This is a genomic window from Erysipelatoclostridium sp. MSK.23.31, from assembly GCF_019125875.1.
In the GTDB taxonomy this organism is placed as follows: Bacteria; Bacillota_I; Bacilli_A; order Erysipelotrichales; family Coprobacillaceae; genus Thomasclavelia; species Thomasclavelia ramosa.
The window spans coordinates 65202-77052 of the sequence record NZ_JAHOCB010000017.1; the positions used below are offsets into that span (position 1 = coordinate 65202).

An 11851-nucleotide genomic window follows, 5' to 3' on the forward strand; every position below is an offset into this window, starting at 1 on the left:
TAAAAGTCATTCTTTTTCATTTTGTTCATTTTCTTGAATAATTAAATTAGTAATTTCTCGTGATTCCGTATTTTTAGCGAGTTCAGTTTTAAAAGTATAATGCTGATCATAGGCTGTTGTAAAAAAGCAAGAATATAATACATCTAAAATAAGTGAGATGGATTCTAGTGAAGAATAAGCACCAATTTTTGAATATGATTTTTCTCTTGTTGTAACCCGTAAAACAATATCAGCTAATCGAGTTAAACTATTTTCACCAATACTTGTTATTGCGATAATAGGGACATTCTTTTTCTTTAAAATATTAGCAATTTTAATAATTTCACCAGATTCTCCAGAATATGAAAGACAAATTCCTAAATCATTAGAATTGGCCATCATTGCTTCTTGATAGATATTGCTATTTAACACAAAAACTTCAGCATTTTTACCGATGTGGCGTAATTTAAAAACAAATTCTTCAGCTGGAAATGATAAATTAGAAACACCAAAAACTTTAACAGTATTACTTTTTTGTAATGCTCTCACTGCTTTTTGCAGTGTATCGTGATGAATTAATGAAAGGGTATCATTAAGACTTTCAGTTTTTAACTGTGTTATTTTGTTAGCGATATTCATAATTGAATCTGTTTTTAAAAAAGGTTGATTGGCATCTATATTTAAATGACTTTTGTGCAAATATTGAACTTCTTCTAAAAAGGCGTTTTTAAAATTATTATAACCACTGAATCCTAATTTTTTAGAAATTCTAACCAATAGCGATGGTGAAGTATATGTTTCACCAGCAATCATCGTTGTCGAATAATCTTTTATTCACTCTTGTTTTGTTAAGATAAAATCAATAACTATTTCTTCACTTGGAGAAAATTTTGTGTTTTTCATTTTTTCTTGTAATAGCATTGCTCGCCCTCCTGGTATTATCGTTTCTATTATATTCTATCATAACAAATATGATAAGCAATGGATTAAGCAAAGCGGGTTGTAAAAGGCTTTTACAAATGATACTTGTATTTATAAAGATAAATGAGAAAGCTTTTCTAAAAGGATAAAACTAGCTTTAATGTCATCTTTGTTTGAATTAAGATAGGTTTATCAAAAGGAGGAAGATTTATGAAAGTAGTTGTTATTGGGGCATGTGGACATATCGGTTCATATTTAGTGCCTAAATTAGTGAAGGGAGGGTTTAAAGTTGTAGCAATTAGTCGGGGTAAAAGTAAGCCATACATAAATGATCCTGCTTGGAAGATGGTAGAACAAGTAGTTTTAGATCGTAATAAAGATGAAGACTTTGCTTATAAAGTTGCTAAAATGAATGCTGATATTGTTGTAGACTTAATCAACTTTAATATCGAAGATACGAAAAAAATGGTTACAGCATTGAAGGAAATTAAGATATCTCATTATTTATATTGTTCATCGATTTGGGCTCATGGTCGAGCAGAATTTTTACCAGCTGATCCAAATAGTTTAAAAGAGCCTTTGGATGATTATGGAGTTGATAAATATCAAAGTGAGTTGTATTTAAAAGAACAGTATCGCAAAAATGGTTTTCCAGCAACGATAATTATGCCAGGTCAAATTTCTGGACCAGGCTGGACAATTATTAATCCTCTTGGGAATACAGACTTTTCAGTATTTCAAAAAATTGCAAATGGGCAGGAAATCTATTTACCAAATTTAGGTATGGAAACTTTACATCATGTCCATGGTGATGATGTTGCGCAAATGTTTTATCAGGCAATCACTCATAGAAATCAAGCATTAGGAGAGAGTTTTCATGCGGTTGAAAGAGAATCAATGACTTTATATGGGTATGCTAAAGCAATGTACCGTTATTTTAATCAAGAGCCTAAAATTAAATTTTTGTCATGGGAAAAATGGTGTAAATATGTTAATGATGATGAATTAATAGATCATACTTATTATCATATTGCAAGAAGTGGGGAATATAGTATTGAAAATGCACAAAAATTGTTAGAATATTCACCTAAATATACAACCTTAGAAACAGTGGAACAAGCAGTAGCCAGCTATATTGAAAGAGGGATTATTACCTTATAATTAAGAATAAATATAAATAAAAAGAGCATAATGATTTTATAGAATAAAAGGAGCGTACAAATAATGATTGAACCAGATACTATAAAATTATTACGAGAATGTGATGCAGGGATTAAGATGGGTGCAGCTTCAATCGATGATGTTTTAGATTATGCACATGATGAAACGTTAAGACAGCATTTAATTGACTGCAAAAGAGAACATGAGCAGTTAAAAGAAGAGATTCAAACTCTTTTAGATAAGTTTCATGATGAAGGCAAAGAACCTAATCCAATGGCTAAAGGCATGTCTTGGGTCAAGACAAATGCTAAATTGGTTATGCATGAATCTGATCAAACGATTGCCGATCTAATAACTGATGGATGCAATATGGGAGTAAAATCTCTTAATAAATATCTTAATCAATATGAAGCAGCTGATGAAAAAACGAAAGATATTACAAAAAGATTAATTAATCTTGAGGAAAAATTAGTAATTGATATTCGGCAGTTTTTATAAATAGCAAAAAGCCTTTTACATATAGTAAATGGCTTTTTTTATTGTTGAACTTAATTTAAAAGATAGATCGAAAGATTTAAATAACCAGCAAAAGTTACCCAAATAAGATATGGGAGCATTAGATAGCCAGCTAATTTATTTGTTTTGTAAAATAGGATTGCTGTTATTAAGATAAGCAGCCATAAAATTATTAGCCAAATAAAGGCAAGTAAGTACAACCTAAGATTAAAGAAGATAATAGGCCAAATAAAATTGAAAAAAAGCTGAATCTTATAAATGAAAAGAGTTACATGCTGAGAAGACTCTGTAGTCAAGACTAGATAGGATGCTATTCCCATTAAAATATATAGAACAGTCCAAACGATTGGAAATAGCCATCCCGGTGGTGATAGCACTGGCTTTTGAATTGTTTCAAATGTGGTCATAGCATCGTGTGTAAGAAATGCTGAAAGAGTACCTACAAAAAGGGGAATAATAATACATATAATTAATTTCTGCCATTGAATTTTTATAAAATCACCTCATCAAAAATATATGAAAAAAATAAAATTATATGCTTGTTGATAAAATTTAGGGTATAATATCCTGAGAAAAAGAGTTTTAGAGAAAAGGTGATTGTAGATTACTGAGGTTGTGGTAAAATAATTATGTGATGAGCTAGATATAAGGAGGAATAATCATGGCATTATTTGATGATCTAAGTAAAAAAGCAGCAAAACTGACAGAAAAAACAATTGAAAAATCATCTGAATTAGCGGATGTCGCGAAAACGAGAGTGAGTATAAAAAGTGCTCAGGCTGATTTAGATGAGAAGTTTATTGAATTAGGCAAACTGTATTATGAAATTATTAGTAATGATAATATTTTTGATGAAAAGACAGCAGCAATCGTTCAGGAAATTGACAGTATTAATACACGAATAAAAGAATTAGAAGCAAATTTGGATAAATAAAACCTGTTGAGGATCATACTTCAACAGGTTTTTCATATTCTTTTTCAATATCATGCCAAAATTCAGCGTTTTTAATTCCTAAATTATCAGGGTGGAAAATTGGATCTTTTCCTTCCTTTTTTTGAATACTATAGTCTTTTAAACATTTAAAAGCAATTTTACCTAACAATAAAATTACGACAATATTCATGATTGCCATAAAGCCCATCAAAACATCAGCTAGATCCCAAATAGTATTAAAACTAGCTTGGGCACCAAAGAAAATTATAATTACAGTAATAATTCTAAAAATAAATAAAGCTTTTTTGTTGTCAATAATAAATTTAAAATTACTTTCAGCATAGCAATAGTTTCCAATCAAAGAAGAAAAAGCAAATAAGAAAATAGAAATTGTTATAAAATGAATACCAAATTCACCTACTTCAGCAAAAATAGCTTGTTGAACATACGGCATTCCTGTTAATCCAGATTCTGTCCCATAATTTAGTAACATAAAAGCAGTAGTGGAACAAATTAACATAGTATCAATAAAAACAGAGATGGTTTGTACTAAACCTTGTTTTACAGGATGAGAAACATCTGCGGTTGCTCCAGCGTTCGGTGCGGATCCCATTCCAGCTTCGTTAGAAAAAAGCCCACGTTTGATTCCATGCATTACACAAGAGCCGGCAAATCCTCCTGCAATCGCTTTAAAATCAAATGCTTGATTAAAAATATCACTAAATATTTCTGGTAGCTGATTAAGATTGCTAAAGGTTATGTATAAACCAAGTAATATATATAAAATAGCCATGACTGGTACAACTTTGGAGCTAATGATCCCGATTCGATGGACTCCGCCAAAAATAACCGCAGCAGTAGCTAAAGCTAAAACTGCACCAATAACAAAGGCAACTAATTCATTGTTTGAAAAATAATATTCGACGGCACTACTAACATTATATGCTTGCAATGGATTAAAGCCAAAAATAAAGCAAGCAATCAACAGACACGAAAAAATAATTCCTAACCAGCGTTTTCCGATAGCTTTTTCAATATAATAAGCTGGTCCTCCACGAAATGAGTCGCCGTCTTTTTCTTTATAGACTTGGGCTAAGGTTGATTCAATAAAAGCACTGGCTCCACCAATCAGAGCAATTATCCACATCCAAAAAATAGAACCAGCTCCACCAGCAGCCAAAGCTGTAGCAACACCAGCAATATTACCAGTTCCTACTCGTGATGCAGTTGAAATCATTAGTGCTTGAAAAGATGAAACACCATCATCATGATGTGATTTTTCCTTAAGAAGTCGAATTCCTTCTGGTAACATTCTAAATTGAACAAATTTAGTTCGAATTGTAAAATACACCCCGGTTGCAACAAGCAGAGCAATTAAAATATTGCTATATAAAAATTCATTGATTAATCCAAGTAATTCTTGAATTGATATCACGCATTCACTTCCTTTCATTAATTAATCTTGATTATAAAGCGCAAAAATGCATTATAATCATACTTTTGTATGTTACCATGTTTGATTTCTACTGTAAATAAGAATGCACAAAAAGTGTATCCATTAGGATACACTTTTAGACAAATTATTGATGATACTTATCCTCAAATTCTTGTAAAGGAATTGGTTTAGAATAATAAAACCCTTGAATAATATTGCAGCCTAAACAAACCAACAGTTCTATTTGTTTTTCAGTTTCAACTCCTTCAGCGACACAGGCAACATTAATTTTTTTACACATTTCAATTATATGATGTAAGATAGTTTGACATTTATCGTTATTTACTAATGTGTCGATCATTGATTTATCAATTTTTAATTCATCAAAATTTAAAGTTGATAATAATGACATATTTGCATATTTAGCACCGAAGTCATCTAGTGAAATATTAAAACCGAGATCTTTAATGCGCTTAGAAATCGTAGCAATGATACTACGATCGATATTTCCAATGCTTTCAGTAATTTCAAGAGTTATGAAATTGTTAGGAATATTATACTTATTTTTAATTCGTTTTAAGGAATTAGTAAAGTCAGATTCTAGAAGGGTAAGGCGAGAAATATTGACAGAAATAGGAATTAATTCTTTTCCTTCTTTTTGCCAACGCTCAAGAATTTCACAAATTTGTTCAAACATATAAAAATCTAAGTAACGAGTCATTCGTTCTTTTTCTAATGTGGGAATAAATTTATTTGGCATGATTAAGCCGTGACCGGGATATTCAAGTCGGACCAAAGCTTCGGCCGAAACAACTTTGTTTTGATCAATATCAAATTTTGGCTGTAAGTAAACAACAAATTGTTTTGCTTTAAAACATTTGAGAAGATTTTCAAGTTTTTTAGGTGAATAGTGTTTTTTATATGTATCAGCTCGTTCATAGTATATTTGTTTGTTGATCATCATTAATTCTTCGGCTTGGTGAATCAAATCATTAATATCCATGTTATCTTCACTCCATGTGTATCCAAGTGAGACACCATTTGGAGTTGAACCGAGTAAAGTATCTTCCATCTGCTTAGTAGCTTCAATAAATTGTTTATACTCAAGATTGTTTACAATAATGATGAATTCATCACCACTTAATCTAAAGATTTTTTCGCTTGGGAAATATGAATTCATAATACTAGAAATAATCGTAATTATTTTATCACCATGGTAATGTCCAAAATCGCGATTAATTTCTTTCAAGCCGTTGATATCTGCAAGAATGACTCCTTGAGAGTAAACAGCACTATTTTCATAACTCAAAAATTGAGTAAAACTATTACGATTAAGTAAGCCGCTTAAGTTATCGTGATAAAGATTGTACTGTGTTTTTTCATATAATCGACGTTTCTTTATCTCGTTGACGATAGAAAAATTGATAGAATCAAGTAATGCAATTGTATTTTGGTTAATTGAAGGATTGTCAACACCAATATAGCCTGCAAAAATGCCAGTTTCCTCATAGGGAATTGTCACTAAAGAATGGGCTTCACGACTAATAAAGTGTGCATATTCTCGAGGATGCTCTTTTTTGATGGCTTCACAATCATTGATAATTAGATTATTATGATGTTCAAAAGCTTCATAAATATAAGGAATTTCATTTAAATCAATCCGCTGTAGTTGGTCACGATAGTGAGGATAGTTTTCTCGGCACCATTCATAAGTGTTTGAACCAATTTTTGTATTTAGGTCAATTTCAACGATATATGCTCTTGTTGCTTGGTAAAAATTGCCAATGATCTCTAAAACGTTGTTAATAGCTTCTTCAAGAGTGTCCGGAATTGTCAAGGCTTGAAGACAATCTAAAATCGTTTTTTCAATTGCAAATTCAGTAGGAACACGTTGAAGATTGAAGTTATGAGTATCAGAAACATCAACAGCAATTTCCATTCGCACAGGTGTTCCTTCCCATAATACTAATTTATCTTTAACAATATAGTCTTTATTTAGATGCTGATTGCTAAACTCCCAAATATAAAATTCATTAAGATTTAATTTAGCATTAGTACAAAATGGGCAGGGGCTAGTTCGACCTTGTAGAGCTTCGTAACATTTAATATGATTATATTCTCCCGCTTCAATTCCGGTGATTTCACGTCCCTTTCGATTTAAGTATAGTAATTCATAAGTATCTAGGCTGCTAACATAAACAATTTCATCAAGTTCATCAATTAGCCAGCCTTTACTAATATAATTAGTTACAGGAGTTATATCCTGATAGCTATCATTAAAAGCAAAATATTGCGATTTGCCCAGTTTTTTTGCTCGATAGAGAGCAGAATCGGTTTGTTCAAACAATTCGTGTAATGTTTTACCGTCATCAGGGCTAAAAGTAATACCAATTGAACTGCTGATCGTATACTCTTGATAATTTGATGAGTAATAAAGATGAAGTTCTTCAAGAATGATACTAGCTTTATGGTAAACATATTTCTTGGAGGGAATATCTTTAATGAAAATAATGAATTCATCGCCGCCATAACGCCCAATAATTGCTTTGTTATTAAAAATATTTGTTAGCTTATGAGCAATCTCACATAAAACGGTATCCCCAAAACTATGACCAAGATTATCGTTGATATTTTTAAAGTTATCAATATCAATCAATAATAAAGCACTACTAGACTCTCTTTTTTTATTTAAATATTCATTAACAATTTGACCAAAAGCGGTTCGATTGTATAGTTTAGTGAGCGGATCGGATTGAGATTGGCGCAATAATTCTAATTCATGTATTTTCTTATCATTAATATCTTTTACATAGACAAAGCCAAATAATTTATTTGTTTCACCAACGTGTAAGAGATGAATCGTTGTACTGACCCAGCCTTGTTTTTGAGTTGCATTGAGCGAACGATATTCACAATATACTTCCGTAATCCCCTGTTCAAATAATTTCTTTAAACGGTGAGGATGTAATTCTTGGTAGAATTTATTTTTATCATCAGGATGGACGCATTTTTTAGTCCAGCGAAGTAAAAACTCACTATAACTACAGTTAGTGTTTAAGTCAACTAGTTTTAACATGTTAACGGTATTTTCGATAATATCTTCGATAATTAAATCATCATCAATATTAATTTCATAGGATACTAAAGCATCTGATGCTATTGCTGCTTTAAACTGTCCCTCATGAAGATATTTTTGATGACTGATTTCTAGATTTTTTAAAACTTTTTTGTTTTCAGTAATATTTTCGACTAAACAAATTATATATACTGACTGATTATTGTATATAAAGGATAGTCTAGAACGAGTCCAAATCAAGTCATTATCTTTATTAAATGATTGAGTCTCAATTTCGAGAAATTCTTCTTTCTTTTGAATGATACTAGTAATTGTATTTTTTACTTTTTGATAATCATTAGAATAGGGAAGAGAATAGTTGAAGCCGTCATTACGCTTGTATTTAAAAAGTTGATAATAAAGATCATTAGCATATTCAAAATGAAAATTATGACGATATGTAATGATTGCACAAGCAGTATTTAAATGGTTACAGATCTTAGTGATCATATCAAGATTATATGGATTAACTGGCATTCTATTTTCCTCCTTATTAAATTAGAAAAAATAGCTCTACCTCATTATACTACTAAAGCAATTATATCGGTTGAATTATTTTAATGTTTGATTAATATTCCAGCAATGATCTAATGGTCCACTGCCATGACCTAGGTTAAGATTAGCTTTTAAAGCCCCGGTAATATAGACTTTAGCTCTAGTAACGCTTTCTTCAATTGAATATTCTAAAGCTAGATTGGAAGCAATTGCTGAAGAAAGGGTACAGCCAGTGCCATGAGTATTAGGATTATTAATTTTTTCTCCTGTCAACCAAGTAATATTTCCCCGGTAATAAAGAAGGTCATCAGCCCGTTCTTCAAAATGGCCCCCTTTGATCAAAATGTAGCCGTGGTACCATTCACTAATCATCTTTGCGGCTGTAATCATGTCATCTTTAGTATTAATTTTTAAATTTGTTAAAACCTGTGCTTCAGGGATATTAGGGGTAATAATAGTAGCTAATGGAATAAGCTTTTCTTTCAAGAGTCTTAGAGCATTGTCAGCTAATAAACGAGATCCGCTAGTAGAAACCATAACAGGATCAACAACGATAGGACAATCTTTTTGTGATGTTAATTTATTTACGATCATTTCAATTAATACTGGACTGGAAACCATTCCAATTTTAATTGCATCAGGATAAATATCTTCAAAGACACAGTCAAACTGTTCGGCTAAAAAATCAGGTTTTACTTCCATAATATCTCTAACACCTAATGTGTTTTGGGCCACTAAGGCAGTAATAATACTCATCCCGTAGACTTTATGAGCTGTCATGGTTTTTAGATCCGCTTGAACTCCTGCTCCACCTGTTGGATCAGTTCCTGCGATAGTTAGAACTTTTTTCATAATCATATCTCCATTTCTGATAAATTTTTTAAATTTAAATCACTTATTTTGCAAATTTCATCCCAATCATCTTGATTATTTTGATCTGCAACGGCCCATACTGTAAAACCTTGCTTTTTTGCAGCAATTATTGCATGAAGGGCATCTTCAATAACAATGCATTCATCTTTATGGAGGTGTAATGCAGAGATTGCATAATTGTAGGCCTCGCCACTGCGTTTATCTAAAGTAGTATGATCACATGTAATAATTTCATCAAATTTTGATGTTAGATTATATTTATCAAGAATGTTAATTGTTGCTTGATAATTATTTGCAGTTAATAAGCACAGTTTTTTATGATGGTTAAAACAGTTAGTAATAAATTCCAAAGCCCCTGGTTTTAAGGGGATTTCGCTTAAATAAATATGATTTAATAAACTATTAACTTCATTGATTAAAACATCAAGAGGCTCTTTTAATTGATATGTCTCAGCGATGTATTTAATTGCTTGGTTAATTGATAGTGGTGCCAAGATATCTTTAAGATTTGCCTCAGGGGTAATTCCTTTTAATTCGAGAAAACGACTGCCTAATTCATTCCAAATGTGCATCGAATCAAGCAAAGTTCCATCCATGTCAATGATATAACCTTTAATCATAGATTCCTCGGGCATGTGCTTTTAATTTAGCGGCTGCTTCTTTTATATCAGGAGCGCTCATAATGGCTGAAACAACAGCAATACCATCAATTTTTGTTCCTTTTAAGAGTAGGCAATTGTCTTGGTTGATACCACCGATTGCTACAACAGGTAAGCCAATTTTTGTAGTTATTTCATGTAATTGGGTAAAGCTCACTGCTGTAGCATCATCTTTAGTTGAAGTATTGAACATGGCCCCCACTCCTAAATAATCAGCACCATCTTCCTTGGCGGCAAGAGCTTCTTTTAAGTTGTGAGCAGAAACCCCAATAATTTTATGAGGACCGATTATTTTTCGAACTCTTTTAACAGGCTGATCATCTTGACCGATATGAATTCCATCACTGTCTACAGCCAATGCTACGGCTACATTATCGTTGATGATAAAGGGAATATGGTATTTAGAACAAATTGTTTTGACTTTTTTTGCTTGAATAGTAAATTCTTCATCAGTTAAATTTTTTTCGCGTAATTGAACCATTGTTACTCCACCTAAAATAGCTTGTTCAATATCTTCTTCAAGTGAACGATCGTTCAACCAGCTGCGGTCGCTGACTAAATATAGTTCTAGCATGTTTCTAGTGAAGTTCAATTTTAACACCGGCTTTCAATTGATAATAATTAATTGTACTCAAGGCATCGATTAAATGCATTCTAAAACTGCTTGTTCCACTATTGTCATTACGAACTCTTTGATCAGCTAACTCACCACAGTATCCCATCATTGCAATCGTATAAGCAGTAGTTTCTAAAAGATCATTTTGACCAATAGCGGTTGTTGCTCCAAGAATTGCCGATAACATACAACCTGTTCCTGTGATTCGTGACATCATTGCACAACCGTTAGTGATTACATAGGTTTTTTCTTGATTGGCAACAATATCAATTGCTCCAGTGATTGCGATTACGGCACCGGTTTCTTGACTAAATTTCTTAGCAAAACTAATAACTTCATTAAGATTTTCAGATGTTACAATATCATTGATATTGGCATCGACTCCTTGAGTTGAAGTCATATTCATTGCTAGGGCTTTTATTTCGGAAATATTTCCTCGAATAACACTAAAATTAATTTCTTCAAGTAGTTTTTTTGCAGTATTAGTCCGAAGTTTGCTAGCTCCAGCACCAACAGGATCGAGAACAACAGGGTGATTTAAATGGTTAGCCATTTTTCCTGCTTTGATCATTGAAGCAACTGTCCTTTCATTCAGCGTACCAATATTGATTACTAAAGCATTACAGATTGTTGTAATTTCCTCAACTTCATGAATGTCATCAGCCATAATGGGGCTGCCATTAACAGCTAAGATGGCATTAGCACAATCATTGACAGTAACATAGTTAGTAATGCAATGCACAATTGGATTGCGTAATTTAATTTCTTCTAAAACTTTTTCAAACATATTCTTCCTCACTTTCTTAAAGCACTAAAAAGAGAATATGCCAAGTGCCATATTCCCTACTTATTGTTAGTGAGTATGTCCCTACGTTGGCATTATCCAAATCAGGTTAGCGGTCGAAGTTCACAACTTCCTCTCAGCCTGTTTACAAGCTCCCGTGCTTTAACTATATCATAGCATTTTCAAACTATTTCAGCAAACTAAGTATCAAAATTTTTTTGCGTTGATAATAAAAGAAGATTGAAATGCATAATTATATCGAGTATAATTAGTAGGGTTAGCGTTAAAACCCAGAACGGAGCGATAAAATGAAAAATAATTATGATGTTGTGGTTGTTGGAGCGGGACCAGCAGGAATCATGG

General features: G+C 32.0%; 11 protein-coding genes and 1 riboswitch. Of the genes, 3 read left to right on the forward strand and 8 right to left on the reverse strand.

Annotated features, from left to right (window positions below; translation table 11 throughout):
• Positions 1 to 6: 6 nt before the first annotated feature.
• Positions 7 to 792 carry a MurR/RpiR family transcriptional regulator gene (locus KSU54_RS09275; protein ID WP_226814557.1) on the reverse strand — a complete coding sequence of 262 codons (786 nt, stop codon included), beginning with the start codon at positions 790 to 792 and terminating at the stop codon, positions 7 to 9.
• A gap of 318 nt (positions 793 to 1110) precedes the next feature.
• Here KSU54_RS09275 and KSU54_RS09280 point away from each other — a divergent pair, with 318 nt between their 5' ends.
• A complete protein-coding gene (locus KSU54_RS09280) occupies positions 1111 to 2061 on the forward strand; it encodes an NAD-dependent epimerase/dehydratase family protein (protein WP_008792609.1) in 951 nt (316 codons plus the stop codon).
• 63 nt (positions 2062 to 2124) lie between these two features.
• Complete coding sequence (locus tag KSU54_RS09285) at positions 2125 to 2559, forward strand: hypothetical protein (protein WP_003535736.1); 435 nt, start codon at positions 2125 to 2127, stop codon at positions 2557 to 2559.
• A gap of 50 nt (positions 2560 to 2609) precedes the next feature.
• On the opposite strand, the gene KSU54_RS09290 is transcribed toward KSU54_RS09285, so the two are convergent.
• Positions 2610 to 3071 (reverse strand): tryptophan-rich sensory protein, encoded by a 462-nt coding sequence (locus KSU54_RS09290; protein WP_029482201.1) that lies wholly within the window; start codon positions 3069 to 3071, stop codon positions 2610 to 2612.
• Positions 3072 to 3238: 167 nt separating this feature from the next.
• On the opposite strand from KSU54_RS09290, the gene KSU54_RS09295 reads away from it, so the two are divergent.
• On the forward strand, positions 3239 to 3511 hold the full coding sequence (locus KSU54_RS09295; protein ID WP_003535740.1) for a hypothetical protein: 273 nt from the start codon (positions 3239 to 3241) through the stop codon (positions 3509 to 3511).
• Positions 3512 to 3524: 13 nt separating this feature from the next.
• On the opposite strand, the gene KSU54_RS09300 is transcribed toward KSU54_RS09295, so the two are convergent.
• The 6 genes from KSU54_RS09300 to thiM form a co-directional block, all read right to left on the reverse strand.
• Positions 3525 to 4964 carry an alanine/glycine:cation symporter family protein gene (locus tag KSU54_RS09300; protein WP_003535742.1) on the reverse strand — a complete coding sequence of 480 codons (1440 nt, stop codon included), beginning with the start codon at positions 4962 to 4964 and terminating at the stop codon, positions 3525 to 3527.
• Positions 4965 to 5091: 127 nt separating this feature from the next.
• Positions 5092 to 8538, reverse strand: coding sequence for a bifunctional diguanylate cyclase/phosphodiesterase (locus KSU54_RS09305; protein ID WP_009300390.1), 3447 nt, complete (start codon positions 8536 to 8538; stop codon positions 5092 to 5094).
• A 75-nt stretch (positions 8539 to 8613) separates the two neighbouring features.
• Complete coding sequence (gene thiD / locus KSU54_RS09310; protein ID WP_008792614.1) at positions 8614 to 9408, reverse strand: bifunctional hydroxymethylpyrimidine kinase/phosphomethylpyrimidine kinase; 795 nt, start codon at positions 9406 to 9408, stop codon at positions 8614 to 8616.
• Between the two features lie 2 nt (positions 9409 to 9410).
• Positions 9411 to 10049 carry an HAD family hydrolase gene (locus KSU54_RS09315; protein ID WP_117792159.1) on the reverse strand — a complete coding sequence of 213 codons (639 nt, stop codon included), beginning with the start codon at positions 10047 to 10049 and terminating at the stop codon, positions 9411 to 9413.
• Entirely contained in the window at positions 10042 to 10689 is a 648-nt protein-coding gene (thiE, locus tag KSU54_RS09320; protein ID WP_226814558.1) for a thiamine phosphate synthase, read from the reverse strand. Before thiE ends, KSU54_RS09315 begins: the two co-directional genes overlap by 8 nt.
• Positions 10667 to 11491 carry a hydroxyethylthiazole kinase gene (gene thiM, locus KSU54_RS09325; protein WP_117561309.1) on the reverse strand — a complete coding sequence of 275 codons (825 nt, stop codon included), beginning with the start codon at positions 11489 to 11491 and terminating at the stop codon, positions 10667 to 10669. Before thiM ends, thiE begins: the two co-directional genes overlap by 23 nt.
• Before the next feature lie 60 nt (positions 11492 to 11551).
• A riboswitch (TPP riboswitch) is annotated at positions 11552 to 11657 on the reverse strand.
• Positions 11658 to 11851: the final 194 nt, after the last annotated feature.

Coding starts and splice junctions, on each gene's coding strand:
- KSU54_RS09275 (WP_226814557.1), bottom strand. CDS start 792: ATGATTGCTGGTGAAACATATACTTCACCATCGCTATTGGTTAGAATT.
- KSU54_RS09280 (WP_008792609.1), top strand. CDS start 1,111: ATGAAAGTAGTTGTTATTGGGGCATGTGGACATATCGGTTCATATTTA.
- KSU54_RS09285 (WP_003535736.1), top strand. CDS start 2,125: ATGATTGAACCAGATACTATAAAATTATTACGAGAATGTGATGCAGGG.
- KSU54_RS09295 (WP_003535740.1), top strand. CDS start 3,239: ATGGCATTATTTGATGATCTAAGTAAAAAAGCAGCAAAACTGACAGAA.
- KSU54_RS09300 (WP_003535742.1), bottom strand. CDS start 4,964: ATGAAAGGAAGTGAATGCGTGATATCAATTCAAGAATTACTTGGATTA.
- KSU54_RS09305 (WP_009300390.1), bottom strand. CDS start 8,538: ATGCCAGTTAATCCATATAATCTTGATATGATCACTAAGATCTGTAAC.
- thiD (WP_008792614.1), bottom strand. CDS start 9,408: ATGAAAAAAGTTCTAACTATCGCAGGAACTGATCCAACAGGTGGAGCA.
- KSU54_RS09315 (WP_117792159.1), bottom strand. CDS start 10,049: ATGATTAAAGGTTATATCATTGACATGGATGGAACTTTGCTTGATTCG.
- thiM (WP_117561309.1), bottom strand. CDS start 11,491: ATGTTTGAAAAAGTTTTAGAAGAAATTAAATTACGCAATCCAATTGTG.